Source organism: Teredinibacter franksiae (genome assembly GCF_014218805.1).
Lineage (GTDB): Bacteria > Pseudomonadota > Gammaproteobacteria > Pseudomonadales > Cellvibrionaceae > Teredinibacter > Teredinibacter franksiae.
Window position 1 is genome coordinate 3,086,036 of sequence record NZ_JACJUV010000001.1, and the last position, 24,446, is coordinate 3,110,481.

General features: G+C 43.1%; 32 protein-coding genes. 26 read left to right on the plus strand and 6 right to left on the minus strand.

What is annotated here, in order from left to right; translation table 11 throughout:
- Positions 1–2 precede the first annotated feature (2 nt).
- The 7 genes from H5336_RS23820 (at position 3) to H5336_RS13030 (ending at position 3,698) form a co-directional block, all read left to right on the plus strand.
- Positions 3–434, plus strand: a complete 432-nt coding sequence (locus tag H5336_RS23820; protein WP_185234720.1) for a DUF3592 domain-containing protein — start codon at positions 3–5, stop codon at positions 432–434.
- 153 nt (positions 435–587) lie between these two features.
- The gene (locus H5336_RS13005) at positions 588–983 is read left to right on the plus strand and encodes a hypothetical protein (RefSeq protein WP_185234721.1); all 396 of its coding nucleotides are present in this window, start codon (positions 588–590) and stop codon (positions 981–983) included.
- 57 nt (positions 984–1,040) lie between these two features.
- On the plus strand, positions 1,041–1,505 hold the full coding sequence (locus tag H5336_RS13010; protein WP_185234722.1) for a hypothetical protein: 465 nt from the start codon (positions 1,041–1,043) through the stop codon (positions 1,503–1,505).
- Positions 1,506–1,601: 96 nt separating this feature from the next.
- Complete coding sequence (locus H5336_RS13015) at positions 1,602–2,087, plus strand: hypothetical protein (protein ID WP_185234723.1); 486 nt, start codon at positions 1,602–1,604, stop codon at positions 2,085–2,087.
- Positions 2,088–2,187: 100 nt separating this feature from the next.
- Entirely contained in the window at positions 2,188–2,523 is a 336-nt protein-coding gene (locus H5336_RS13020) for a hypothetical protein (RefSeq protein WP_185234724.1), read from the plus strand.
- A gap of 136 nt (positions 2,524–2,659) precedes the next feature.
- Positions 2,660–3,265 (plus strand): hypothetical protein, encoded by a 606-nt coding sequence (locus tag H5336_RS13025; protein WP_185234725.1) that lies wholly within the window; start codon positions 2,660–2,662, stop codon positions 3,263–3,265.
- Positions 3,266–3,362: 97 nt separating this feature from the next.
- The gene (locus H5336_RS13030; RefSeq protein WP_185234726.1) at positions 3,363–3,698 is read left to right on the plus strand and encodes a hypothetical protein; all 336 of its coding nucleotides are present in this window, start codon (positions 3,363–3,365) and stop codon (positions 3,696–3,698) included.
- On the opposite strand, the gene tnpC is transcribed toward H5336_RS13030, so the two are convergent.
- Genes tnpC through tnpA form a run of 3 tightly spaced genes read right to left on the minus strand, consistent with a single transcriptional unit; the run spans position 3,699 to position 6,053 of the window.
- Complete coding sequence (gene tnpC / locus H5336_RS13035; protein ID WP_221628031.1) at positions 3,699–5,336, minus strand: IS66 family transposase; 1,638 nt, start codon at positions 5,334–5,336, stop codon at positions 3,699–3,701. It abuts the gene before it with no gap.
- Positions 5,337–5,370: 34 nt separating this feature from the next.
- Positions 5,371–5,736, minus strand: coding sequence for an IS66 family insertion sequence element accessory protein TnpB (gene tnpB / locus H5336_RS13040; RefSeq protein ID WP_185233961.1), 366 nt, complete (start codon positions 5,734–5,736; stop codon positions 5,371–5,373).
- A complete protein-coding gene (tnpA, locus tag H5336_RS13045) occupies positions 5,733–6,053 on the minus strand; it encodes an IS66 family insertion sequence element accessory protein TnpA (RefSeq protein WP_185233959.1) in 321 nt (106 codons plus the stop codon). Before tnpA ends, tnpB begins: the two co-directional genes overlap by 4 nt.
- A 727-nt stretch (positions 6,054–6,780) precedes the next feature.
- On the opposite strand from tnpA, the gene H5336_RS13050 reads away from it, so the two are divergent.
- The 16 genes from H5336_RS13050 (at position 6,781) to H5336_RS13125 (ending at position 19,547) form a co-directional block, all read left to right on the plus strand.
- Positions 6,781–7,389 carry a DUF8467 domain-containing protein gene (locus H5336_RS13050; protein ID WP_512700773.1) on the plus strand — a complete coding sequence of 203 codons (609 nt, stop codon included), beginning with the start codon at positions 6,781–6,783 and terminating at the stop codon, positions 7,387–7,389.
- Positions 7,390–7,472: 83 nt separating this feature from the next.
- Positions 7,473–8,204, plus strand: coding sequence for a hypothetical protein (locus H5336_RS13055; RefSeq protein WP_185234728.1), 732 nt, complete (start codon positions 7,473–7,475; stop codon positions 8,202–8,204).
- Between the two features lie 100 nt (positions 8,205–8,304).
- Complete coding sequence (locus H5336_RS13060; protein ID WP_185234729.1) at positions 8,305–8,580, plus strand: hypothetical protein; 276 nt, start codon at positions 8,305–8,307, stop codon at positions 8,578–8,580.
- 131 nt (positions 8,581–8,711) lie between these two features.
- Complete coding sequence (locus tag H5336_RS13065; RefSeq protein WP_185234730.1) at positions 8,712–9,188, plus strand: DUF2059 domain-containing protein; 477 nt, start codon at positions 8,712–8,714, stop codon at positions 9,186–9,188.
- A gap of 128 nt (positions 9,189–9,316) precedes the next feature.
- Entirely contained in the window at positions 9,317–9,715 is a 399-nt protein-coding gene (locus H5336_RS13070; RefSeq protein WP_185234731.1) for a hypothetical protein, read from the plus strand.
- Between the two features lie 112 nt (positions 9,716–9,827).
- A complete protein-coding gene (locus H5336_RS23825) occupies positions 9,828–10,121 on the plus strand; it encodes a MafI family immunity protein (protein WP_185234732.1) in 294 nt (97 codons plus the stop codon).
- Between the two features lie 146 nt (positions 10,122–10,267).
- Positions 10,268–10,942 carry an alpha/beta fold hydrolase gene (locus H5336_RS13080; RefSeq protein ID WP_185234733.1) on the plus strand — a complete coding sequence of 225 codons (675 nt, stop codon included), beginning with the start codon at positions 10,268–10,270 and terminating at the stop codon, positions 10,940–10,942.
- 296 nt (positions 10,943–11,238) lie between these two features.
- Complete coding sequence (locus H5336_RS13085; protein ID WP_185234734.1) at positions 11,239–11,796, plus strand: hypothetical protein; 558 nt, start codon at positions 11,239–11,241, stop codon at positions 11,794–11,796.
- Positions 11,797–11,922: 126 nt separating this feature from the next.
- Positions 11,923–12,768 carry an MBL fold metallo-hydrolase gene (locus H5336_RS13090; protein ID WP_185234735.1) on the plus strand — a complete coding sequence of 282 codons (846 nt, stop codon included), beginning with the start codon at positions 11,923–11,925 and terminating at the stop codon, positions 12,766–12,768.
- A gap of 218 nt (positions 12,769–12,986) precedes the next feature.
- A complete protein-coding gene (locus tag H5336_RS13095; protein WP_185234736.1) occupies positions 12,987–13,808 on the plus strand; it encodes a collagen-like protein in 822 nt (273 codons plus the stop codon).
- An 804-nt stretch (positions 13,809–14,612) separates the two neighbouring features.
- Entirely contained in the window at positions 14,613–15,902 is a 1,290-nt protein-coding gene (gene ltrA, locus H5336_RS13100) for a group II intron reverse transcriptase/maturase (protein WP_185231675.1), read from the plus strand.
- Between the two features lie 132 nt (positions 15,903–16,034).
- Positions 16,035–16,751 (plus strand): hypothetical protein, encoded by a 717-nt coding sequence (locus H5336_RS13105; RefSeq protein ID WP_185234737.1) that lies wholly within the window; start codon positions 16,035–16,037, stop codon positions 16,749–16,751.
- 212 nt (positions 16,752–16,963) lie between these two features.
- The gene (locus tag H5336_RS13110; RefSeq protein WP_185234738.1) at positions 16,964–17,296 is read left to right on the plus strand and encodes a transposase; all 333 of its coding nucleotides are present in this window, start codon (positions 16,964–16,966) and stop codon (positions 17,294–17,296) included.
- Positions 17,297–17,320: 24 nt separating this feature from the next.
- Entirely contained in the window at positions 17,321–18,505 is a 1,185-nt protein-coding gene (locus H5336_RS13115; RefSeq protein ID WP_185234739.1) for a transposase, read from the plus strand.
- Between the two features lie 205 nt (positions 18,506–18,710).
- The gene (locus tag H5336_RS13120; RefSeq protein WP_185234740.1) at positions 18,711–19,085 is read left to right on the plus strand and encodes a hypothetical protein; all 375 of its coding nucleotides are present in this window, start codon (positions 18,711–18,713) and stop codon (positions 19,083–19,085) included.
- 180 nt (positions 19,086–19,265) lie between these two features.
- Positions 19,266–19,547 carry a hypothetical protein gene (locus tag H5336_RS13125; RefSeq protein WP_185234741.1) on the plus strand — a complete coding sequence of 94 codons (282 nt, stop codon included), beginning with the start codon at positions 19,266–19,268 and terminating at the stop codon, positions 19,545–19,547.
- A 506-nt stretch (positions 19,548–20,053) separates the two neighbouring features.
- Here H5336_RS13125 and H5336_RS23005 read toward each other — a convergent pair.
- The 3 genes from H5336_RS23005 to H5336_RS13135 all read right to left on the minus strand — a co-directional run bounded on the left by H5336_RS23005 (position 20,054) and on the right by H5336_RS13135 (position 21,183).
- On the minus strand, positions 20,054–20,356 hold the full coding sequence (locus tag H5336_RS23005; protein ID WP_246439088.1) for a hypothetical protein: 303 nt from the start codon (positions 20,354–20,356) through the stop codon (positions 20,054–20,056).
- A 72-nt stretch (positions 20,357–20,428) separates the two neighbouring features.
- On the minus strand, positions 20,429–20,665 hold the full coding sequence (locus tag H5336_RS23010) for a hypothetical protein (RefSeq protein WP_246439089.1): 237 nt from the start codon (positions 20,663–20,665) through the stop codon (positions 20,429–20,431).
- 224 nt (positions 20,666–20,889) lie between these two features.
- The gene (locus H5336_RS13135; protein ID WP_185234742.1) at positions 20,890–21,183 is read right to left on the minus strand and encodes an alpha-hydroxy-acid oxidizing protein; all 294 of its coding nucleotides are present in this window, start codon (positions 21,181–21,183) and stop codon (positions 20,890–20,892) included.
- 142 nt (positions 21,184–21,325) lie between these two features.
- Here H5336_RS13135 and fucP point away from each other — a divergent pair, with 142 nt between their 5' ends.
- The 3 genes from fucP (at position 21,326) to H5336_RS13150 (ending at position 24,446) form a co-directional block, all read left to right on the plus strand.
- On the plus strand, positions 21,326–22,636 hold the full coding sequence (gene fucP / locus H5336_RS13140; RefSeq protein ID WP_185234743.1) for an L-fucose:H+ symporter permease: 1,311 nt from the start codon (positions 21,326–21,328) through the stop codon (positions 22,634–22,636).
- On the plus strand, positions 22,629–23,486 hold the full coding sequence (locus H5336_RS13145; protein ID WP_185234744.1) for an amidohydrolase family protein: 858 nt from the start codon (positions 22,629–22,631) through the stop codon (positions 23,484–23,486). Before fucP ends, H5336_RS13145 begins: the two co-directional genes overlap by 8 nt.
- Before the next feature lie 168 nt (positions 23,487–23,654).
- The gene (locus H5336_RS13150; protein WP_185234745.1) at positions 23,655–24,446 is read left to right on the plus strand and encodes an IclR family transcriptional regulator; all 792 of its coding nucleotides are present in this window, start codon (positions 23,655–23,657) and stop codon (positions 24,444–24,446) included.

A 24,446-nucleotide genomic window follows, 5' to 3' on the forward strand; every position in this document is an offset into this window, starting at 1 on the left:
CCATGGAATATCAAGAGCTAGCAAAATTGACAGTATTTATTCTGCTCATTGCTTTTACTATTAGGTTTTGGCCTAGATGGAGAAAGAGTTTTCTAAGCAAATATTGGCCCACCGCTCCGGGAAAGGTCGTTAGTAGCGCGCTCACCAAGAGTGGAAACGACTGGATAGTAGAAGTTACATACTCTTATGAGTATCGAGGGAGACAACTGACAAGTGATGTATTAACAATATTTGGGGTTAGTATCTTTTCTGCGCTGACTAAGAAATCTGCGCTAAACGAAGTGGATTTCTTTTATGAGGGAAAAGTAATAGATGTATACGTAAATCCACAAGACCCGAAAGATGCTGTAGTAATTCCTGGGTTTCATTGGACCCAATTCGTCGGGTTTATCGCAGTGGAATTAGGGTTGTTTTACATTATATTTTTTTATTAGGAGTTATTAATTTAATGGCACTAAATGCATAACCAAGCTAGTAACCTGACACTGCGTGCTACGCTCCTTTTTGGTGTGGCTGCGCCACAATACACCAAAAATCCGCTACGCACGCAGTGCAGGTTCTAGCGGCGTTAGCTACAGGAAGAAAGTATGGCGCTCGATGTAGGTATCTATTCGGGATCTGGGTTAAAAGATCCATTAGAAAGAGATCTTGTAGTTACTCTTGAGGATGGTGATTTAGCTTTTCTATTTGAAGCACTAGAAGATATTAGAAATAAAACTAGCGTCGAAATTGTACCGTGGGAGGATGCTAGGTTAGATGGTGCCCAACTCACCTTATTGGATGATCATTTAATAGAGCGGATATCGGTGGTCAGCGAGAAGCCTGAATCATGGGATGAATATATTGGCTTTCAGGTAAAGCCTAAGAAAAAAATATATGTTCGCCTGATTAAAAAGGATATGCTAAAAAAGCTAAATAGCCTTCGGAAGCTAATTGAAAAAGCATTGGAAAAACAGCGTGTTTTATTTTTTTTCGGAGATTAGCCTGTAGGTAGCTAACAAAGCCATGTACAGCGAGCTGCTTTTCCGTCGCTTGATTTTGTGGCGAAAAAGGCTGCCACAAAACAATCAACTACAAAGCAGCCGCGTAATGGCGGCGTTAGAACTATGAGAAAAATAATACTGCTTTTATTGGTTACAGTGTCGATTTGTGTTCAAGCAGAGTCAGTTGTTGTCGTAGATCTAGCGTACGTTAGGGATACAGGGGAAACCGCGTCTGCTCTCTGTTTCGGTGACGAAGGAACGGAATGCTCATCGTGGAGTACCTTTTATTTATTTGAAGCAAAAGTTAAAAAACATGTATCAGGTAAAGAGCTACCAGAAAAATTCAACGTAATTTTTGGCCAACATGCATTAAGAAAGAAAAATATTAAGAAAGCTGTTGTTAAAATAGAGCCAATTACTGGCAACAAAGAAGCAAACTACCAAGTAATAGATATTGGTTTTAAAGGCAAGGTTTATTGCTTTGAGAGTGAAATTGCTAATAAATTGGAGTGCTACGAGTAAAAGCTCTAACAAAACGCTCAAATTGACATTTTGGCCTTCGTTCCGTTTTGTGCATGGCCAGAGGCCATTTTTGCACAAAACTCCACTACGCCCAAAATGCAATTTAGCTTTGCGTTATGTGAATCGAAATTGATGAACTGGAAATTAGCGAAAGAGTACTTCGAAGACGATGGAATGCTTGTAGATGTTTATTATGAGCATATGACCACTAGCGGCTGGGAAAAGCTGTTCGGGTGGCTTTCAGCTAATTCAAATGTGACATCAATTAATTGCTATATTCCAGAATCTGATGAGAACTCAGAAAAATTTCCTAAAGATATCAACGCCTATATCGATGTTAGCGGATTTTATTGCTTTGTTTCAATGTTGGTTGGCGACATAACGTTGTTTTTACGGTTCTATGAAAAATCAGAGTTGGAGTGTGATGTTTCACCTTCTGAAATTGACAGCGAGGAGAAATTATTCGCTCTCTTAAGTATTCTTGAGGAGATAAAGGTTGTAACTGGTTCGTCGCGCTACTTAGTATGCCCAGAGAATAGTAAAGAAGGCGTGTTTATTGTTAACGGTGAGCTAGTCGCATGAAATTATCACATAACAAACGCAGGCAGTCGGATATTTTTTCCGTTCTTGCCTCACTACAAAAATACCGCTGCTGCGGGCGTTATGCAGCAATACTAAAAAAATGAATAAAGATAAATTAATTGTTTTAGGAATTATCTTCGGGATTATTTGGTTTTCTTTTTTTAGTTGGTTTCCAAACCCTGAGGCTAAAGAGCTTGTTCGTACGGCTATTGCAGTAGTCTTATGTATATGTCTTTATTTGGGTTACACGTGGTCAAGATGGTTGCTTGGTGTTCTTTCTCTGATTGCGGTCTTATTTGGGATGGTAGTTGTGGCTACTAAATCATCTAGCTTAGGGATAAATGGTATTGCGGTTTTAGCTATAATGTTTTGTTTTTATGGGTATGCAGCTTTTTATTTGCTAAATCCTAAGCTGCTAAAATCATATTTTAAATAAGGGCCGCATAACCAGCTCAGCCAGTCGGACTTCCGTTCCGGAGTTCGTTTTTACGGTAAAACGCTACGCTACCGCAAAAACAAGCTCCTGCACTCCAGCCGCTGCTGCAGGGCGTTACGTGCCTTAAGGATTCATCGTGTCATCTGATGATTGGTATAGAAATAAAGATTGGAACGAATCAATCGAAGAGAATTTCTATTCGAAGTTAAAGCGAGCTAGATCACAAAGGGATCAGTATTTGGTGATTCAAGCTCTAACCTTGACTGACAAGCACCCAAAGGTGTCACTCCGATTAGTTGATGAGTACTTCGAATCAAGAAAAGAGAAATATGATGACGTCCGTGCTTTGTTAGCAAAGTCTAATGCTTTTATCGCGCTAGGTGATTTAGAAGGGTGTTTGGCTACTTACAAAAAAGTACTGCAGAGAGAGCGAGAATTCCCTAACCACCAAACAGGGGTGTATCTTGATTATCCGTATTTGGTGGCAATGCAAAGAATGGAGCATGAGTTTGTCGGCGCGCTCGATGTTCTAGATGAACATATTGATAGGCTCACGTTTCCACTTGATTATTTCAAGTGGCATGCTTCTAAAGCATTAATCAATAATGATGGTGCTGAAGCGAAAAAAGCACTGGATTCGGCCAAAGTAAAAAGATCCGGGTTTCGTTTTCATCAAGACGTTGGATTGGTGGGTAAAGAGCATGAAAAAGCAATCAAGCAGTTGTGCAAAATCAGCACGTAACAAAACAATCAACCGGACTCCGCTAAGCGTGGTTCGCTTTGCTCACAATACCACGCTTAGCTCCGCTCGGTTATTGTGGCGTTCTGTGGCAATAACTATGAAAGTCATATTACTAATTACATTAGCAATTATTTCAGTAAGTGTGCGAGCTGTTGAAATTTGTATTGCTCCTATTCCAGTTGCCACCGATGGTAATAGAAGTTTGTCAAATCCAACTGGCCGTGTTAAGCCCTATGACCTGTCTGTCCACATCCATGATCGAGTAATACAACAAGGTATAGTGGCTAGCGAATGCTTTGAATACACACACGACAAAAGCATTAAGGTTGTGATAAAAGACCATGATAAAGCGATAGAGTCATTTTTTGTTAATCCACTCAATTATCAAAACGGTGCTTGTATTTGGTTTAAGTCATTGGTAAGCGCCCATTAACTAGGGTGTCTTGACATCCTTACATTTAAAATTCCACGGCAATAATTTTTCAAGATCCTCCATCGTCTCTGCGTAAGGCAATTTTTTCAACATATCCTTAAAATAACCATAAGGCTCAAGCCCATTCGCTTTTGCCGTTTCAATTAAACTGTAGTAAATCGCGCTGGCATTTGCCCCTTTCGGAGTATCACTAAAAAGCCAATTACGTCGACCAACACAAAAAGGTCGTATGGCGTTTTCCGCTAGAATATTGCTGATGGGGATTTCCCCCTGCTCGCAGTATAAGGTCAGCTTTTCCCACTGGTTTAAGGTGTAGCTAATAGCTTTCCACGTTAATCCTTCTTTTGATACCCGACTTTCATTTTTTTCTAGCCAAGTTTTTAGTGTGTTGAGTAAAGGGACGCTTTCCTGCTGTCGGGTTTGGATTTTTTCTTCGGCTGTTTTGCCTTGTATCTGGCGCTCAACCAGATAAAGCTTGTTGATAAGCGATAATCCCATGCGGGCCTTGCTGGGAGCTCTCGATTTTGCGTTAGCTTTTAAATCTTTGCTTGCTGCTTTTTCGGCTTCGTCAAACTTGCGGCGTGCATGATCCCAGCACCCAGCATGTTGGAGTTTCTGCTTTTTCACCACAGCATTGTAGCCAGCATAACCATCAGTTTGCAGAGCGCCATTAAACCCTTCTAACAGGCGCAACGGCACATCCTTACTTCGAGATGGATCATACTCAAACAAAACACTGGGATGATCTGGAGGCCCTCCACGGGTTAACCACATCCACTTGTCACTGGTTGCGCTCCGACCGGGTTCTTTGAGCACCTGAACGCGGGTCTCATCGGCTTGTATAAGATCACCATTCCATTGATGCTCTCGCATTAGCTTGATTAGCGGAGCAAGCTGTAACGATAAACGTATTAGCCAATTGGCCAGTGTAGTGCGTGTAACACTGCCACCATAGCGCCCCAAAATGCCTTCTAAACGATAGAGTGGCAACGCATCCATGTATTTAGCAGTAATGATGTAGGCCAATGTGTTGGTGCTGGCAACAGCTTTCGGTAGCGGGTGTTTAGGTAAGGGGGCAGAAACAATTCTACGCTTATTTTCTCCGCCAATATTTTTATCTTCGTCGTCGATAAAAATCGCTTTTTCTTGCATCAGTTCAATCACTTGAACCTGTGCCGGGATAATATCCAGCTCTTCTTTAACTTTGACAAAGTAGGTGTCGATAGCGCCGTCTTTTGCCTCATCACTGAGTTCAATGCGGTGCTGAACACGCGGTATAGTGGGATTTAGCCCTTTGCGGCCCGAGGGCTTTTTCTTCTTGGGCTCATCATCGGCTTCCTGCTCAACCTCTATGGCTTCTGCTTCATCAAACATCCCCAGCTGATTAGGCTGTTGCTCGCTACTGCGGCCATACAGTTTTTGTTTTTGTTGCCGAAGCAGCTCTTCCAGTACGGCAATTCGAGCTTTTTGCGACTGTATGACTTGAGTTTTTTTGCCAATGACCTGATCTTTTTCGTCAAGTAGATTTTCTTTTTGTTCGAGCTGCGTATTTTTTTCCAGCAGCAGATCGCGCCACGAACCTTCATCAAAAGTGGAGTCGCTATCGCTTACATTCTGAGTATTTGGAGGTGAAGTCATGGCGTGGATTATACCAAATTATCCCCCGCTATTTTTAAAATACTGTTTCGTAATGCAGTTTTTTATGGGGTTTCATCGCGCTCAGATCATAGCCATCCAGCAGCCAATTTAATTGTTGTCCGCTGAGGGTGATAATGTCATCCCCCTGCCTAGGCCACTTGAATTTTTCTTCGGCTAAGCTCTTGTAATACAGGACAAAACCGTTTCTTTCCCAAAATAGGCATTTGATTTTGTTGCGGCGCTTGTTGGTAAAGCCATAAAGGCGCCCTTCAAATACGTTATGCCCCAGCTCCCGCTCAACAATGGCACTGAGTCCATTAAACGATTTCCTGAAGTCTACAGGCTTTCGATAAAGGTAGATAACGGGTAGCGACCGCGAGGGTCGCATTACTTCGTTCATTGTAGCGTGCACATTAATGCGCTCACTAGCGGTAAGGTTTGTGTGCTTATCCCTTCGATTGTATGTCCGCTGGCCAGGCGTAAACTTAAACATTCAGCGCCGATGGCATTGGTGCTCAAAACACTAACTTGGCTAAAGCCTGTTGATTGCGCATCTGGGCTAAGTGCTTGGGGTTCATACTTGCGTTTGTAGTATGACAGCTGGTGAGCGACCAAGCCTTGCTCTCGGCAAAATTGAGAAAGTGGTAAACCAGATTCTCGCCATGCTTTGAGTTCGACCCGCCAGTCAATTGGGGGGGTACGCGTTTGTTTTTCCATAATGGACTCCTTGGTTAGGGGGGGCCATTATGAGCTGATGATTGTTGGCTGGGTATTACCCGGGTTAATGGGCGCTTACAGTCATTGTACGATACCTGGAGTGTTTGGGCGCTTAAAGATAGCAAACATTTGTGTGTGGTCAGCACAGAACAAGGCCAGTCAATCTGACCTCCGTAAACTGTCTTCTTTTTTGCAAAAAATCCGCAAAAAAGCAGCCAGTTCACTCCGGCAGTTGCTGGCGGCGTTATGCGTAATTGAATTATGGAATATCATCATTGCTGGAGATGCGATTGTAGAGTTCCACTCTGGATGAAAAGGAGTGGAGCATACTTTCTCCCCACACAGAAAACATGGTAAAGAAAATCAAGGAATATAAAGAGGGAAATGGGTGCGGATTAAAAGAGGCGCAAGTAGAAGTTGGAAAAGAGGTATTAAGAATATTCAACGAGTTAACTGGATTTAACGAAACCAACTACCTTGCTGTTTTTCACCACAGACGAAGTATCTTTGGAAAAGAGTGTTCCAATTGTGGCCACCTACTTCGGACACCAAAGGCGAGCTATTGTGCAAACTGTGGAAAGTGAGCGGATGGTGGTTTCGCATAACAAGTTTGTCAACAGGACATTTTTTGCTACGCTTCGTTTTGCGGTGGCTTCGCCACTTTACCGCAAAACTACACTACACAAAAAATGCCCGTTACAAAGGCGTTAGCAAGCACAGAAGGATTATGCGAAGTCAGATAAGATTTTTAATGCATCCTGAGGATGAGAAGGAATTTGAAGCAAAAATTCTCGCAGATGAAACTGTTCTGCTAGTAGACGGCCCTCGATGGAAAACTGAGTTTCCAGAAGGCGTTCGCACTCTCTCGAAGATTACTGGAACTTACTGTATCGTTTGGTCAACATCTGATATTGATCAACTAAAAGCAAGGTATATAGAACAGTGCGATGATTGGTACTGTGAGTCAGAGCATGCCACTATCCAGTTTCTTCGCTCTGAATTAGGTGATTCGGTTATCACAGAGGGACGAATCGCAATCAGTACTGTCTATGATCATTCGGATTTCTCGGAGCCTCAGGCAAAGCAAGTAGATGCTCGTTTTAAAATGCTTAGAAGATATATAAAGAAAGAATATTGTAATTCAATAGTTCAGTGGTGCAATCCTACACTACCAATTGCACCAGCAAGCTTAAAACGTTCCGCAAACCCAAGTAAGCCAGATCCGCAAATTTGGGTCGGTCCTTATGCCCTAGAATGGATGCGGAAAAATGACTGTAGACGAATAAAGCAACATAAATCGGCTGTTGTTGAAGGAGCACTTACAAATGCATGCTAACAAGCGTGTCATACGGAACTCCATTCCAACGCTTCGCGTTTCCACTCCGTCCGCATACACGGGCGTTAGGCACTCCAGGTCGTATGAAAATATACTTATATATCATTGCAACCTATCTTTTCATGTTTTGCATGGATGCCTTGTCCTTGTCGTGCAGAGGCTATGAAGACAAAGTGTTTATCGAGTGCGAAAATTCAGTTTGCACAGAACTGTTTTTTGTAAAAGAAGTATATTCTGGTGGCGGTTGCGGGAGAAGGCCTGTCGTCGATTTAATGCCAGAGGCAGTGAAACGCATATCTGATTACGAGACTGAACTCGGAAATATTGAAGAAAATAGCGGGATATACATGCTGGTTCTTAATAGGCCCTTTGGTATCAAATTTGATTATTCGTTCGAAGAGTACCATAAATTTAGGGAGTTAGATCTAGAAGCAAAATATTATTTTAACTCACTTATGAAAGTGGAGAATGTAACCTCTAATAAGCTAGAAGGCAATTGGCGAGAGAAAGAGCGTATAGGATATCGAAATTATATATTAGATCGTATTATAGACTGGGTTTCTTTATTTTTTTCCATATTGCTTTTGGCGTTTTCAATACGTTGCTTTATTAAGTGGCTTCATTGCAAAAAAGTCAAATATTTTATAGTTTGGTTTGTAGCGCAAGTAGCTATTTTTGCTAGCATATTTTATGTGAATATGTGGGCGCCGCCAATGTTTATTCTAGTTGCTATGGTTGTGCCTATAGTATGGTTGTATCAGATAGTTCATTTTATCGTGCAAAAGTTTAAGAAATGTCGCCTAACAAAGCTGTAAACCGGACCCAAATGTCTACGCGATTTTGTGCAATACGCTGCGCGCATTTTCGCACAAAACTGCTCCATAATTTGCGCAGGTTACAGCGGCGTTAAATACCATGAGTATGAATAAACAAGGGTGCCCAATCTGTGGTTTTTCTGATGTTGTAGCTCTCGATGAGTTAAATTGCACCACGTTCGAAATTTGTGAGTGTTGTGGCTCTGAGTCAGGCGTAGAGTATGATCAGCATTCCACACCGGAGCATCTTAAAAAGATCCGTCGAGAATGGTTCATTGAAAATGGATGTAAGTGGTGGGGTGATAAGAAGTTTATTCCAGAAAACTGGGACCCCAAAAAACAAATGGAGATTGCCAGCATTGGAATTCCTCAATAACGGCCAGTATTTAACAAGGCGCTCATACTGACAGCTTTTCCGTCGCTTGAATTTGTGGCGAAAAAGACTGCCACAAATCAACCAACTACAAAGCTGCGGTATAGCGCGGCGTTATGCATAGGGTAGTAACTATGAGAGTAATTTTAGTTTTATTACTATTGGGTATTTCTAATTTTTCGTTTTCGCAAGATGCGTACAGCCTCATTAGTATTTTGGACCTGGAAAATGATTGGAATGAATACAGAAATGAGCTCCGACAATCGTTAGTTAATCCACTGAATATAGAAAATTCGGGATACCCAGATGAGCTACTGGAAGAGCACAATCGATATGCAGACAAAATCGATGCTCTTATTGAAAAGCATTTCGCTTGGGAAATCTTGGAAGTGGATCTAGCAGAATCGATAAGCGCAACATTTTCCAGTAAGGAGCTAGAAGATATTGCGAAGTTCTACCAGACCTCTGCAGGCAGGAAGCTATTATCAAACAATCAAGATTTGCAAGATCAGGTAACTCAGAATCTTTCTCATAGTATGGAATCTTTTAGAGTGCAGGCACAAGTAGTTCTGAAAGAGCACCGGGAAAATATTGGTAGAATTACGGAATGATGCATAACAAACTCAGTCAGCATGACCTACGTTCCGGCGCTTGTTTTTGTGCCGGTCGCTACGCTGTCACAAAAATAATCGCCTGCACTCCGGCTGCTGCTGCAGGGCGTTATGAATTATAGGAAGTCATGAAGAAATTACTTTTAGTCTCGCTCTTTTTGGGCTTGGTTGGTTGCAATGCTACAACTCAGACCAAAGATGAAGACGTGTCAATCGAAAATGCAAACCAGCATATTGCAATGGCGGCAACTGTTGCATATTTCTACTGTGAACATCAACGTTGGCCAACTGATGTAAACGAGTTGGAAGAATATAGCGAAGAAAAATCTCTTCCGCTCCCGGCCACACTAGATTTTTCGTATATACGAAATGAGAAGTCCGAGTTAAAAATTACGGATGTTGTGTATCTTCGTATTCCCGAAAACATAGTAGAGGCAGGAGATATTGCGGTGAGCTCAACGAGCAAGGCTCCCAAATGTGAGGGCAAAAATGTTACTACTGACTTTCATATGAATCTCGGTGACTAAAATTCATAACAATTTGCTCCTGCTGACATTTTTTCCGTTGCGCCTTTTGTGCTTGATAGCACAAAATTCTCCACTCCAAAAATGCAGCAGAGCAAGGCGTTATGTGTAATATATGGAAACTAAACAATACAAAAAGGCTTATTTAACGTTGCTTGGTAACTGCTCGAAATCAGATTGGGGAGGCTTTCAATCTGAAAAAATAAGCACAATTGACGACGTGAAGTGCTTGTTTAGTCACAATGAAGGAGTGATTGGGCTAGAAATTCTATGTGAAAATATATATGAATATAATGTCATTATATCGATAGAAACATACAAGTTGGTTGAAGAAATCGCTATTTATTTGAATAGTTACGGATCAAATGTAGAATATAAATACATAGAAAGTTTAGTGGTCGCCAAATAAATCTAAGTTAAAAAAGAGAAAAAATCACATAACAAGAAGCTGCACCTGACATTTTTTGCTGCGCTCAATTGTGTATGTCGCGTAGCTCCATTTTACACAATTGCTCTCCGCAAAAACTGCAGGTGAGCTTGGCGTTACATGTACATATGAAAATCATACTTCTTCCAGGTCTTGATGGAACAGGCATTCTCTTTGAAAAGTTGCTAGAGGAAATTCCTTCAGTCATTGATGTTGAAGTAGTCTCATATGATTCAATCAAAGCGGTTTCTTATTCTAGTCAAGCAATAGAAATTGCGGAGCGTTTTAAGGGTGAAGATATATTCATTGTTGGGGAGTCTTACTCTGGTCGCGTAGCGTATGAACTATGCCAGATCTTAGGTGGGTACGTTAAAGGTGTGGTGTTTTTGGCAAGTTTTATTTCTCGGCCATCCGCTATGTCCCGCCTTGCTACAATAATGCCTCTTGGCTTATTAAAGCCAAACGGCCTAAGTCGATTTATGTTGTATTTATTTGGTTTTAATATGGCTGGCGGCCCGGAAGTTGTCGCTCCGGTATTTCTATCACTTCAAAAATCGGATAAGCGTAAACTAAAGTTACGGTTGGGCAATATTGCTAATTTGGCTAAGCCAACTGAAAAAATAGATTGCCCCGTAACATATATTCGGCCGAGTACAGATCTTGTCGTAGGTATTAATTCAGTTAAGTATTTGGCTTCTATGTGTTCTAACTTTAGTCGTATTAAAGTTAAAGGCGGGCATTTTATAGCTCAATCAAACCCTGTAGTATGTGCCAAGGTTATCTGTAATGCAGTCAACATGTAACAAGAAAATCAATTCGACCTCCGCAAGCTGTCTTCTTTTTTGCGGAGCAAAAAAGCTGCCATCTCGCTCCGGCGAATTATTTTGGCGTTATGAATCACCGGTTAGGTCGATTGGAGCAAGTATTTATGATACGGAATACATTTTTGTTGTTTGGAATATTTTGCGTGTCAACCGAGGTGGCTGCGGCTAAAGTAGAAATTCCTAAGCTCGTATTTGAGTATGGTATTGTTTCAGATTCTAAATGCAAGAGGTTAGCTACCGATTTGACTGCGCATGGCTCTACGCGTGAAGATATCATGAAAGAAGCAATCGGTCTCACGCCCATATTGCAGAAGCAGTGGGATGCAGAGGGCGCTGAGTTACTTTCGGCGTTGATTAGCATTGTTGGTAGAGAGTACTCCCGAAGGGAGTTGACGGTTTACACTTCTGTGTGTGGTTACGGGTCTAGAAGTAGCCCGTTAGTAGTGAGTATAAGAAGCCATATGGGTAGAATAAAGAATATGCGATCCCCTATATCAGCCAATATTCCCTTGGTATTGCACGAATTTACTCACAAGTATTTAGTGGAGTCGTTCGATTATAGTAAGTCATCTATTCTCAAAGAGTTTTCAGATTCTCCTGCATTATTTAAAAATCACATCCACTTGATGGCACTAATCAAGGCGTCGATGGTAAGGGCAGGTAAAGATGGCATGATCGAGCCTTTTGTTCAGTCCCTCAAAGGAAGGGCGTACATCAACGCTTGGAAAGTGGGTACTTCAAATAAGTACTATTCGAGACTAATCAAAGAGGTTAAGAGTTTGAGTGGCAGCAATGAAAAATATTGGTTCTTTGACCCTATAGAGAATTCATAACCAAAAGCTCCACCTGACAAATATTGCTACGCTCGCTTTTGTGTATGTCGCCTAGCTCCATTTTACACAAAAACGCTCTCCGCAATATTTGCAGGTGAGCTTGGCGTTAGCAATTCGGAAATCGATATGCGTAAAATTGTTTTTTTTCTCGTCTTATTAATTTCAATGAAGGCTGTGGCAGGTGCAGGTGCTCCAGAAATGAAGGCTAAGAATGGGTATGTTGAGCCCTTCAGAATGTTTGACAATGTGTACTACGTCGGAGATAAGTGGGTCTCTTCGTATGCAGTCGAAACGTCATCCGGTCTGATCATCATAGATACTCTTGATTTTCCATATAGCAAGTGGATACCAATCAACTTAGAAAAACTAGGTTTAAATGATAAGAAAGTTACACACATTTTTGTAACCCATGGGCATTCCGACCATGTTGGTGGCGCAAAATTTCTTCAGTCTCTGTATGGCTCTAAAGTCATAATGTCGGAAAATGCACTTGAGTTGACCAAAGAACAATCTCTGAAAAGCAAAGGCAAAAAAAAGTTTTTACCACCAGCTGTAGAATCTTTCGCCGAAGATAGCTCCAATATTGTTGTCGGCGATACAGAGTTCAAATTCTATATTACACTAGGACATACAGAGGGCGACCTGTCCATCGACTTCTTCGTGGAAGATAAAGGCAAGCGATATCGCGCATTTGTAGTTGGTGGGCATGGAACAAACTTTCAAAAACCTGGTCTCGCCAAGCAGTTTATGGCTAGCATGGCCCGAATCAAGAATTTAGCAGTGGAAAGCCCCGCAGTAACCGTTAATCTATCTAATCATCCGCATAAAAATAATTTGTTTGAAAATCGGGAGAAAAACATGAAAGAGGTGTCAAGTAACCCATTCATTAGTAAGGAGGGGTTCTTCCGGTTTATAGAGCAGCAGAGCGATTTAGCGAAGGCTAAACTTATCCATAATAATTCAAAGAAGTAAGAAAATGCTAACAAACGGCTCCACGCAGACGCCCAAACCTACGCTGCTTTTGTGGGTTTCGCTACGCTACACTTTACCACAAAAGCCTCTCCGGTTTGGGCGCTGGTGAGCCGGGCGTTATGTGTAACTAGGCTTGTAAAAATTTAAATCGCTTATTCGTAATGTGAGAAATCATACTTTGCTAGATCTATAACCAAGTCAAACCAAAAGGTAAATATATGAACTCAATTAAAAAAATTATAATAGTCGCGCTGATATCTGTGCTTTCAGGTTGTTTTTTAGACGGCGATAATGGATCTGTTGGAAGGGCAGGCGAAACTGGTGCCGCTGGAAGGGCAGGCGAAACTGGTGCTGCTGGGATTAGCTGCTGGGATCTGAATGAAAATGGAGTTAAGGATTCACCTGATGAAGACAGCAACCGTGACAGCTTTGTTAATGTGTTGGATTGCCGTGCTATTCCTTCTTCACCAGTAACGACAACTGTGGTTGGAAACCCAACAACTGGCCTTGTGGTGAATACTCACTCGCGTGAAGGCAATGCGAGTTTTCTTTTCGGCGCAGAGCGAATTGACCTGTATTCTGGGACCAGCAGCGACTATCTATCAGCGGTTACAGGTGGAAATTACGCATCACTTGACGTCTTTTTAAATGACCTGAGTACTGAAGACTCTTGTGGTATCTGGAGCTGGACAAATGATAGCGGTAACTACCAACTAACAGCTAATAATGTTGTTTCATATTCAACGAGCCATCACCCTGTTTCTGCAATTGATAGTGATGGAAATAACCACTACGGAAACGAAGCTTGTTTGTTGTCTTGTAAATCCGATGCCCAGTGTGTCGCAGCTTTCTATAATGTGGAAAATACAATCGGTTCTAATACGATGATTTGTACGCTTGGCTACCAGGTCGATATAGAGCTAGCTACCAATAGCGAAATGCTAGCGATGGAAGGGTTCTTCCCAGGTCTTATGGTCGCTAATATTGAAGGTGAGGCGGGCTTACTTAGCGGAATAATCAGTGTTTGCGATACGCCTTAAATAGCGCTTAACAAATCAATGTATTTAAGCTCTTTCAAAAGCACCATAAAAGCGTCTACTTAAAAACCGATTGTTTTTAGAGTGTTACAAGAGTATTTATTGTTATTCATAAGATTTATACCATCACCAAGATATCCGGTAATGTTAAGGCTACACATAACAAGGCAAATCATGTTCAGCACACTTCGTGTGCTTGGACTTCGCCAGCTTCGCTGGCTCGCCCATGTTTGCGGCGTTAGTGCGACAAGTTAAGCTTGGAGCATCTTGCTGGGTGTAAGTCCCAGTCGGGTAAGGTCTAGCCAGCCACCTGTATCGAGTCTTGCGCACTGTGCGGAGATTATGGATCGCGAATACTTTCCTGTTGCTGATTTTTTTTCTTCAACAAATAATCGAACAACCAGTGTGAAGCGTAGACAGAGAATTATGTAGGCCATAAGGAATGCGTGTTCCTGAAGTGTTGGTATCGCTCTGATAATAAATTGTCCTGACTGGCTAGGCTTGTAACGCCGCCGAAGCCCATGCAATACAACCATTAGTTGGCAAGGTTGTGGCGAGTTGGCGGAGTTATCAAACCGTGGCATGTATAAAGAGATGTTTTCGAGAACTTGAGAGATCCAAAGTAGCTCCCGCAGGAAGTGGGTAGTGACGCTGAGTAAAAAGCGAGGCAGATCGATGGCACCTTGGAAGTCGGATCAGCTCATAGTAGTCTGAGAGCGGGAAAGCCGTTCACATGGCGAGGGGGCTGACAGTAATATCACGGTATGTAACAGACACATAGTCCGGACAAGTCGGGCTGGAGAAACTATGACAACCGCATTGCATACCATAGCATTTAAGGCACAAACCCACCCTAATCATCGTTTCCAGAATCTATACGGATTGCTAGATTCGGATTTGTTGGTACAAAGTTGGGGTCAAATCAATAAACAATCGGCGTGTGGAATTGACGGCGTAACACCTAGCGATTTCAAACAACGATTGCCTGAAAATATCAACCGCCTGCATCAAACGCTAAAGTGTAAAAGCTATCGAGCGAATGATGTGAAGCGGGTCTTTATCCCAAAATCCAACGGTAAACTACGCCCGCTCGGGCTGCCAACGTTAGATGATAAAATCGTACAGCAAAGCGTGAGTCAGATACTGCAAAGTATTTGGGAGCAGGACTTTGTGAAGAATAGTTATGGTTACCGTCCGAACAGAAGCGCCCATCAAGCGGTGCATAGTTTACAGTTGAACCTTCAATACGGTACTTATGGTTATGTTGTCGAAGCGGATATAAAAGGCTTCTTCGATAATATAGATCATGAGTGGTTGATGCGTATGCTGAAACAGCGTATTGAAGATAAAGCCTTATTGAACCTTATCAACCAGTGGCTGAAAGCGAGAATAAAATCACCAGAAGGGGTGTTTGAGAAACCGGCCAGTGGAAGTCCACAGGGCGGTGTGATCAGCCCGGTATTGGCGAATATATACTTACATTACGCACTGGATATTTGGTTTGAGAAACGCATAAAGCCACGCTTACAGGGGCGAGCCATGTTGATACGGTACGCCGACGATTTTGTTGTTGCGTTCCAGTACGCTAATGAGGCGCGTGAGTTTTATCGGGAACTACCGAAACGCTTGAGAGAGTTTAAGTTAGACGTAGCGCCAGAGAAAACACACCTGAAGCGGTTTAGTCGGTTCCACCCAGGGCAGCACCATAGCTTCGAATTCTTGGGCTTTGAGTACTACTGGGACACTGATAAAAAGGGTGAGGCTAGGTTGCGTCGACATACGGCACCAAAGAAACACAAAGCTAAGTTGAGCGAGTTCTATCAGTGGATAAAAGCCAATCGGTCTAAACGACTGAATGTCTGGATGCCACAGTTAAGGCGTAAGCTGACGGGCTTTATAAACTACTTTGGTTTGCCTGATAATAGTCGAAGTGTCGCGCGTGTTTATGATTATGTTCTGCATAGTCTATACAAGTGGCTCAATCGGCGAAGTCAGCGGCACAGCTTTAACTGGCAAGGGTTTAAAGACATGTTAAAATACTTTCAGATCCAGCAACCACGGGTGTGGAAACGTCACATTCAAGTGGACTGGTATTGAGGGCTTGTGAATTACACGAGCAACGATATTATTGAGGAGCCGGATGCGGTAGTTCCGCACGTCCGGATCTGTATGGGGGCGGCTTGGGTAACTGGCCGTTCTACCATGACTGCTTCCGGAAATTTAGAGTTTATGAATAAAGAACTTCAAGGTTTGTACTTGTCAAAATGGAATAAGTTGCTCGAAGAAGCTAATAAGTTAACTGCTAAAGCAGCGAATCCACTGCTAATCAAGGTTGACCAAGCATATATAGACTCGGATATAAAAGTCATAATCATTGGTCAAGAGACTGATGGTTGGTTTGGTCAATTGAATGAAGGGGAAATGTCTGTTGAAAAGCTAATGGAAGCTTACTCGGGTTATTTTAATCAACGTGCTGATCATGGTAAGCGAGCATTCTGGAATAGGAAAAATTATAGATATTTCGAAGATGAAATCACTAAATATTACCACGATAAAAATGTTTCATTTATATGGAATAATATTTCGAAAATTGGTAGCGATGGTAGGGGAAAACCTGGCTCGTCAATAGAGAATTTGGAGCGTAATCACTTCAACATTTTTTTAAGAGAGTTTGAAATATTAAAGCCAGATATCGCAATTTTTACTACGGGAAGTACTAGGGATTCATATATCAAACATCATTTTGGTAGTAATGTTAAATTTTATCCAAAATTGAGCTTGAACAACGGTATATTTTCAAGTGAAACTCTAAATTTGATCGCTGAAATTATAATACCTCAATTCCCGTCAGTTAAAGCTTTGAGGATTGAACACCCAAATAGACGTACTTTAAATAATTCTGTAACGTTGCAAGTGCTTAAGGATATGGTGGAAAATAAAGCATAACAAAGCGTTCAACCATCGCTACGCCTACGGCTTCGCTGGACAGCCAAAACGTCGCTCCTTTTGTGCATTCGCTACGCTCATTATTGCACAAAAGCATCAACACTTTGTCTGCCGGTTAACGCGGCGTTCAGGCTGTAGAAAAATAGATCTCTTTCGGGATCTAGGCCGATTTTCATAGTAAAATGTCACTTCAGCAGTTTACTGAGGCGGATATGGCCAACTTCATCGATACAAATATAAATCAAACCGTTTTTCTGGATATCAATTTCCTTGACCAGCTCGGTACAGATAATTTTGATTTCTATATGTATACTCTTCTGAATACAGACAAAATTATTGATGGTTTCCTCAGTCGATATGAAAATAGTAATGTTGGCCGCAAGGCCTACCCTCCTGAGCTTCTCCTTCGCGTTATCTTTAGTGCCTATTATCGAGGAATCACCTCCAGTCGAGTGATTGCTAAGCTATGCACAACTGATTTGACCTTCATGGCCCTGGCTGTTGGTACTACGCCACACTTTACAACTATTGCAAATTTCGTCTAGGGTAATTGTGAGGCAATTAAGGAGTTGTTTCACAAAATTCTACTCATTTGCGATGAGAGTGGTTTAATTGGTAAGGAGCATTTTGCTATTGACGGATGCAAGCTTCCTACCGATGCTTCCAAGCAATGGAGTGGAACCCATCCTGAGCTGGAAAAGAAGTCTACTAAGATGCGTGCTAGAGCCGAAAGAATCGTGGATAAGCACCTGGAATCGGACTCTACAAAGAATAATCAAAGCGGCCATTATAAAAAGGATATGCAAACGGTAGAAACCTTGCTAAAGACAGCCGATAAAATTGATGGTTTTCTGGCTGAGAATGAACCTCGTATAGGGCATTCAAAAAGTAAGAAAGAGGTACAGAGTAACATCACGGATAATGAGTCGTGTAAAATGACCACTAGTAAAGGCACAATTCAAGGAATGGCTTGTGTGACTGCTGCGGACGAGAAGCATCAGATTATTATAGAAGCAAGAGCCTTTGGTGTCGGTCAAGAACAGATTACGTTGAAACCGATGGTCGAGAGTATTAAAGACAAATTTGAAGAAGATGTATTTTCCGCTGGATGTGTATTAACAGCTGATACAGGATATTGTAGTGAAGGTAACCTACAGTTTTTACACGATGAGAATATTAAATCTGTCATACCAGACAATCAATTTAGAATGAGAGACCCGGTTTATTCCGACTCAGAAACGTTTAAAGCGCACAAGAAAAAACGGCAGGAAACCAGAACAGATAACAAAAAAACAAGAGACGTATTTCCGGGTAGCGAGTTTGTAATTGATTTTGTTAAGAAGGAAGCTGTGTGTCCTAATGGTAAAGAGATGATCTATTTGGGTGATGATTTCGAAACTAAAAGTGGACCCCACATGCGATTCCGAGGTTATTTGAAAGACTGCCGAGAATGCCCATTGCAAGAGCAATGTATGCAGAAAGAAGTCAAAAGTCAGGGGCGACAAATATCAGTTTTAATCGAATCGAAAAGAAGAGTGACACAGTTAGATAAAATGAAAAAGATCATCGATAGTGATGATGGTAAAAAAATGTATAGCAAGCGAATGTATACAATCGAACCGGTATTTGGGAATATTTGTAGCAACAAAGGTTTAGACAAGTTGAGCTTGCGAGGGGAAAGCAAGGTGACGGCGCAATGGCAGTTGTATTGTATGGTACATAATGCCGAGAAGTTATGGAGGTATGCCTCATAGAGGGGTAAAAAGGGCCAAATGGCGCCCTATATGGCAATATTCGATCATTTATCAATCAGGTAATGTGAAGATTAGCTAGATTTGTAATTGTGGTCATATAGTGAACATCTCAGAAAACAATTCAGAGGCGCAAAAAAGTGACGGTCAAACCCGAATTTTTCTACAGCCTCGTTACGCCACACAATCAACCAATATATAATTTAACATGGCTTTATCTAGAAGTGATTTAGAGAAGAAATTGAATTTGATTACAGGTGAGCTGATCCAGGAAAAAGGCTATATCTGTTATGTTGACGTTTTTCAGAAATTGGGGTATCTCGATAAAACCGATTACGAAGCGTGGCGCATGAGAAAAATCCCGTATTTGGAAAAAAGCATTAAGATAAATTTTGGGAAGATTAATTTCATCCTAAAACAGGTAGAAGCAAGTAGCAATATGGGGAAGCTTAAAGCAAGTTTTACTGCTTACAAATCCTGGGGAAAAGGTAGTAAAATAGACCTTAGGTTTACGAAAAGCGGAAGCTTAAATTTAGAACGTGTGTTTTCTACTCATTTTGTAAAGAGGCATAAAAATGCGTAACAAAGCAATCAGTTTGAGCTTATATGGGCGTTAGGTGCTAGAGCTACCCACCACATATGCAAGTGTTTATCACGAGGAGATGAAGTGTCAAATATAGTTGAATTGAGGAGTTCAGTGCAGAGCTACAGGCAAAAGGCTTTAAAATAACGGGTGACCCGGAAAAAAGCCGGTCTGGTACTTGTGAGGATTTCAGATATAAGAATAAATGGCCCAGAGCTGATTGGCCATGCAGGTATACCGCTGACGGAAGCGGGGTCAGCTATGGTGACCATCGCTTTGATTGGAATGAAGGATGAGGTGCTTTATCGTATAAAGGACAGAAGTCGCACGTGCTATCGGCAGCAGGGTTTCACGGCGAATAGATCGACTAATTATCGTGATTTTCGCAATATGATGAAGGCCTGGGGGAAAAATTACTCGAAGTTTTTGGCCGATGATATTAAGGGCAACTCTAAGAATTGATTTTAGCCTCTCCACGATTTGGAAAATTTTAGTGTGAGGCGGACCGCTGGTTGCTTTTCCATGTAAGCCACCAGCATGCCAGTAAATTTTGCCTTGCACGAGAACCGTACACAAAACCAGAGATTAAAAGCATTAGTAGAGGTGCCCTTAAGTCTAAGTAGGACGAATAAGGTTGTGTGAAATACAAGCGCAAACGATTAAAGTGAGCAGAGCAGGGCTGAAGTGTTAGTGCTGAGATTGAAATAGTTTCTATCTGAAACTATTTCGTATACCCGTGTGTTTTTGCTGTGAAGTGGACACGTGTTTTTTCGTTAGTTATCAGTAAGCCACTTTTTTCATTCGCTGGCACAAAAAACTCGGTAATAACCTAGGCCTCTTATTGGCTTAGAGCCAAAATGTTGGACAGCCACGTTAAGAAAAATACGATCAAGTTAGCTTCGAGGATTTCCGGTTAATTCGTTGCTTTTGTTCCCGGTTGGTTGCGAGTATAGTTTTGGAGTGAAGTGTTAGTGGAATATCGCTTCATAGTTGGCGTATGCGGGTCTTCTTTGTAAACCCAGTACCTGCGCTGAGAGCATAAGCTTTTCCTTACAGCCAACCAAACGTTTAAATTTGGATTCAAGCTGGGTGGTAAGTACAAGCCATTCAAGGCTGGAGATATTGAGCTGCTCTAAAATGGGAGGCAAGTTCTTGTCGATAACGCCACGTTTGTTTTCACGAATAGCTCTACCGGTGATATCCACATGCTGCACGTAAACTTGTAAATGAAAGGGTAGGTCTTGGGGCATGGCTTCTTTTGGGTTGGCCACATATTCGGCGAGATTTAAAGGCTGAGGGTTATTTTTTCTAGGTTTTCAATACGGCGTTTAATTGAGGTGTGGTCAGAGCTTTCTGGGATTTTTGCCATTTTGGCTCTTACTTGCTTTATGTCTACATAGGCCGGCCATGCAGGCGACTAAGGCTTTTTCGTCGAGTAAGGCCTGTGATTTAAAGCGGCGCTGACCAGCATGGATGTTGGAAATACTGGTTTTACAGGAGCAAAAACCTGTCCAGAAGCGCTCGGCAAATTGGTCTTCAGCGTTTGCCATACGGGCAATGGGTTCTGGGTAGTCGAACATTATGGACACCTTGCGCCATATCTTCCTAAAAAAGCTTCCGCGGCTTTTATGTTGTATCTCTAATATTTTCGTCAGCCGCTTTCTTGAGCGCGGGTGAGCATTTCTTTAAGAAAACCGCGATCTTTAATCCTATGCCGTTGGAATTGGAAGGGTTGGTTCACGCCTGCGTTCAATTCTTTAATGGAGCAGGCTGAACCGGCAGGCAGGCAAAAGGTAGCGCCTTTTTATTCGGCGGCTTGTGCCACCAGCACCTCCTCGCGACGGGCATTCAGCTCAGCTATGCCAACAGGTGAGAGAATAAGGGGTGTGGCCAGATTTTCGCCCAGCAGTTCGGTTGCGAGGGTTATATTGGCTGCGTTGCGCAATACGCGCTGGCGTACGGTTGTAGCCTGCAGGTCGGCAGTGTTATTGCGCAGGGTGCGCTCTTCCAAGGCTCCACTGGCTGTGTGTTCAATTAAAAATCGGGCTATGCAGCGCCTTGTTTGGGTGCGATAGTCGTCGATATTGGCGGGAATCACGGGATTCTACGGTAGTTGTTATTGAATCAGAAAGATTATCGTATTTTTACCCAAAAAATAGTTTTTAAATATGAATGCTGTTGGTATATTGGCGCTAGGGTCTAAACAGCAAAATAATAACCAAAAAAATCAGAGGTAACCCATGCCTGAGACAACTCAAAGGGCCGATATGGCAGCGCCAGCCCAAGGTTCAACAAGGCGGTTGGCGGTAACTCTTCCCATTGTTTTAATTGTCAGCCTGTTCTTTCTTTGGGGTATCGCGAATAACCTCAACGATATTTTAATCGCTCATTTTAAAAAGGCTTTTCAGCTAACTGACTTACAATCTGGGTTGGTGCAGTCGGCATTTTACTTCGGTTATTTTTGTTTCTCCATTCCCGCCGCTATTTTTATGCAGCGCCTGGGCTACAAGGCGGCCGTGGTAGCAGGGCTTTGCCTTTATGGGCTGGGTGCGTTGCTCTTCTATCCAGCCTCCGAAGCTGCAGAGTATAACTTTTTTCTCGCTGCGCTTTTCGTTATTGCCAGTGGTTTGGCTTTCTTGGAAACTTCAGCCAACCCGTTGATTGTGGTGATGGGCGACCCGGCAACGGCTGAGCGGCGTCTTAACCTCGCGCAATCCTTTAACCCTCTGGGAGCAATTTCCGGGGTTATTATTGGCCGACAATTTATTCTTTCTGGTGTCGAACACAGTGACGCTGAGCTTGCCGCTATGTCGGCTGTTGAGCAGCAGGGCTATTATCAAATGGAACTGGGTGCAGTGCAAATGCCCTATTTGGTGTTGGCGGCTGTTGTGATTGTTTGGGCTGTTCTGGTTTTGATCACCCGTTTTCCCGCTGTTGCCTCTAAGCCGTTACCCGGTGAGTTGGGCGCGGGCAAATTGAGTGACTTTAAAGGGTTGCTCGTACATAAATATTTTTTGTTCGGCGTAATGGCACAATTCTTTTATGTCGGTGCGCAGGTTGGCATTTGGAGTTATATGATTCGCTACGGGCAACTGGCGGTGCCGGGTACCGGGGAAAAAGTGTTAGCGGGTTATCTCACGATTTCGTTGGTTGCTTTTATGGTGGGGCGTTTTGTCGCTACAGCGTTGATGGGGCGAATATCTCCGGCCAAGCTCATGGCGGTTTTCGCGCTAATGAATGTAATGCTTTGCGCAGTGGCCATGCTGTCGCCCAACCAGATGGGCCTTTATGCGCTGGCGTCTACTAGCTTCTTTATGTCGTTGATGTTTCCCACTATATTCGCGTTATCGGTTAAGGGGTTGGGTTCGCTCACCAAGGCGGGTTCTTCGTTCCTGATTATGGCAATTATTGGCGGGGCGGTACTGACGGCGTTGATGGGGTGGATTTCAGACTTAAGTGCTATTAACTACGCTATGTGTGTGCCGTTGGTGTGCTTTGTGGTTATTGGGTTGTTTGGGCTTTCGGCGCCTAAAAGGCTGAGTAGTGATTGATTCGCATCAGCATTTTTGGCAAATAACGAGACCTGATTGCGAGTGGCCCACGCCAGCATTGGGGAAAATATACCGGGATTATTTGCCTAACGATTTGAAACCTTGGTTGGAAAATAGCGGGGTAGAGGCGAGTGTTCTGGTACAGTCGCAGCCCTGTGAATCGGATACGGTTTTTTTGTTGTCACTAGCGGATGAATCTCCACAGGTGAAAGCGGTTGTTGGCTGGGTGGAATTGCATGCCACCGATATTGACGAACGTTTAGACCGGCTCGCGGCCAGCAGTAAATTTCGCGGCGTTAGGCCTATGCTTCAGGCCATTGAGCAAAGCGATTGGGTGTTGCGTCCAGAGCTTGCTAAAGGTTTGCAAGCGCTGTGCGATAGAGGCTTAACGTTTGATGCTTTAATCCAGCCGCGACATCTGCCTGTTATTGCTAAATTGGCAAATCGTTACCCCAGCCTGAAAATTGTGATTGACCACGGAGCCAAGCCGCGTATCGATCTCGGTGAAATCGCGTTCTGGCAATCGGAGATAAGCACTTTTGTCGATAAGCCTAATGTGTACTGCAAGCTTTCGGGGTTGGTTACAGAGGCTTTGCCAGAACAGGTGCAGCGGCCGGCGGTTTTTAAGCCTTATGTTCGCCAGCTGCTTGCGGTGTTTGGAGTCGAGCGGCTTATGTGGGGTAGCGACTGGCCAGTAGTGGAGCTGGTATCGGATTACAGCACATGGTTGTCGCTGGCCAAAAAAACATTACGTGAACAGGTTGCACAGTTGTACCCGAATGAAAAACTCGCAGCGGCAGAGCAAGCGGTTTTCAGCTCTAATGCTAGGCGATTCTATTCAATCGTATAGCAACTTGATGACGTGAGGTACCCCAAAAACACGGAGGACAAATTTGCCATAGATGGCCATAAAAAAAGGGGTAGTTAATATCTGCAATAGTATACGTTCAATGATTGTTGACGGGCGCTAGGCAGGTGAAGGTAGGCACTAAGACTGAAACAAAGAAGAAGAAATACTATGACAACGAAAGTACTAGAACAAGCACCCGAAGAAGGTGAGCGTAAGTACCGAGCTCCGGCCCTAGAAAAGGGCTTGGACATTCTCGAGTTGCTAGCGGAAATAGGTGAGCCACTAACCACGTCGCAAATTGCTGCCAAGCTAGGGCGCTCGGTGAGTGAGCTGTTTCGCATGGTGCTTACTTTAGAGGCACGTGGTTACATTGCCCAAATTGGTGGGCGCGAAGGTTATGGGCTGACCAACAAAATGTTTGCCCTGGGTGTGGCACAAACACCCACGCGTACACTTATCGAAGTGGCTCTGCCAGAAATGCAGGAGTTGGCCCGAAAAATCGGCCAGTCTTGTCACCTTGTGGTGGCGTCTAACGATCAAATTGTGGTGGTTGCGCGTATTGAAAGCCCGATGGATCTTGGATTTTCGGTGCGAGTGGGCTATCGCCGCCCTCTCATAGAGTCTACCTCTGGCATCATTTTGTGCGCTGTGCAGGAGCCGGAGGAGCGAGAGCGTGTGCTCGAAGAGCTGGAAGCTGTATCCGATGCTGAGGTTTTTGCCGGTTTCCGCAGCAAAGTAGAAAGTTCACTTAACGCAGGTAGGGTTCGCTCACAGAGCGATTTTGTCAAGGGCGTGGTCGATTTGGCCTCACCGGTTATGGGGCAAAAGGGTGCCATCGCCTCTTTGACGGTACCCTACGTGGACTGTAACCCGGTCACCTGCGATCAAGACGAAGCCTTTGATATGCTCAAGCTGGCAACCGAGCAGATAAGTGCGGCCCTGGGTACCGAGAATACCTAA

What these genes read in the sequence shown, in the direction of transcription:
- H5336_RS13005 (WP_185234721.1), top strand. Translation starts at nt 588, where the DNA reads ATGGCGCTCGATGTAGGTATCTATTCGGGATCTGGGTTAAAAGATCCA.
- H5336_RS13065 (WP_185234730.1), top strand. Translation starts at nt 8,712, where the DNA reads ATGAGAGTAATTTTAGTTTTATTACTATTGGGTATTTCTAATTTTTCG.
- H5336_RS13085 (WP_185234734.1), top strand. Translation starts at nt 11,239, where the DNA reads ATGAAAGAAGCAATCGGTCTCACGCCCATATTGCAGAAGCAGTGGGAT.
- H5336_RS23820 (WP_185234720.1), top strand. Translation starts at nt 3, where the DNA reads ATGGAATATCAAGAGCTAGCAAAATTGACAGTATTTATTCTGCTCATT.
- H5336_RS13050 (WP_512700773.1), top strand. Translation starts at nt 6,781, where the DNA reads ATGCGAAGTCAGATAAGATTTTTAATGCATCCTGAGGATGAGAAGGAA.
- H5336_RS13080 (WP_185234733.1), top strand. Translation starts at nt 10,268, where the DNA reads ATGAAAATCATACTTCTTCCAGGTCTTGATGGAACAGGCATTCTCTTT.
- tnpC (WP_221628031.1), bottom strand. Translation starts at nt 5,336, where the DNA reads ATGACTTCACCTCCAAATACTCAGAATGTAAGCGATAGCGACTCCACT.
- H5336_RS13015 (WP_185234723.1), top strand. Translation starts at nt 1,602, where the DNA reads ATGCAATTTAGCTTTGCGTTATGTGAATCGAAATTGATGAACTGGAAA.
- H5336_RS23825 (WP_185234732.1), top strand. Translation starts at nt 9,828, where the DNA reads ATGGAAACTAAACAATACAAAAAGGCTTATTTAACGTTGCTTGGTAAC.
- fucP (WP_185234743.1), top strand. Translation starts at nt 21,326, where the DNA reads ATGCCTGAGACAACTCAAAGGGCCGATATGGCAGCGCCAGCCCAAGGT.
- H5336_RS13105 (WP_185234737.1), top strand. Translation starts at nt 16,035, where the DNA reads ATGAATAAAGAACTTCAAGGTTTGTACTTGTCAAAATGGAATAAGTTG.
- H5336_RS13060 (WP_185234729.1), top strand. Translation starts at nt 8,305, where the DNA reads ATGAGTATGAATAAACAAGGGTGCCCAATCTGTGGTTTTTCTGATGTT.
- H5336_RS13120 (WP_185234740.1), top strand. Translation starts at nt 18,711, where the DNA reads ATGGCTTTATCTAGAAGTGATTTAGAGAAGAAATTGAATTTGATTACA.
- H5336_RS13030 (WP_185234726.1), top strand. Translation starts at nt 3,363, where the DNA reads ATGAAAGTCATATTACTAATTACATTAGCAATTATTTCAGTAAGTGTG.
- H5336_RS23010 (WP_246439089.1), bottom strand. Translation starts at nt 20,665, where the DNA reads ATGTTCGACTACCCAGAACCCATTGCCCGTATGGCAAACGCTGAAGAC.
- H5336_RS13095 (WP_185234736.1), top strand. Translation starts at nt 12,987, where the DNA reads ATGAACTCAATTAAAAAAATTATAATAGTCGCGCTGATATCTGTGCTT.
- H5336_RS13090 (WP_185234735.1), top strand. Translation starts at nt 11,923, where the DNA reads ATGCGTAAAATTGTTTTTTTTCTCGTCTTATTAATTTCAATGAAGGCT.
- H5336_RS13070 (WP_185234731.1), top strand. Translation starts at nt 9,317, where the DNA reads ATGAAGAAATTACTTTTAGTCTCGCTCTTTTTGGGCTTGGTTGGTTGC.
- H5336_RS13150 (WP_185234745.1), top strand. Translation starts at nt 23,655, where the DNA reads ATGACAACGAAAGTACTAGAACAAGCACCCGAAGAAGGTGAGCGTAAG.
- H5336_RS13055 (WP_185234728.1), top strand. Translation starts at nt 7,473, where the DNA reads ATGAAAATATACTTATATATCATTGCAACCTATCTTTTCATGTTTTGC.
- ltrA (WP_185231675.1), top strand. Translation starts at nt 14,613, where the DNA reads ATGACAACCGCATTGCATACCATAGCATTTAAGGCACAAACCCACCCT.
- H5336_RS13110 (WP_185234738.1), top strand. Translation starts at nt 16,964, where the DNA reads ATGGCCAACTTCATCGATACAAATATAAATCAAACCGTTTTTCTGGAT.
- H5336_RS13020 (WP_185234724.1), top strand. Translation starts at nt 2,188, where the DNA reads ATGAATAAAGATAAATTAATTGTTTTAGGAATTATCTTCGGGATTATT.
- tnpB (WP_185233961.1), bottom strand. Translation starts at nt 5,736, where the DNA reads ATGAACGAAGTAATGCGACCCTCGCGGTCGCTACCCGTTATCTACCTT.
- tnpA (WP_185233959.1), bottom strand. Translation starts at nt 6,053, where the DNA reads ATGGAAAAACAAACGCGTACCCCCCCAATTGACTGGCGGGTCGAACTC.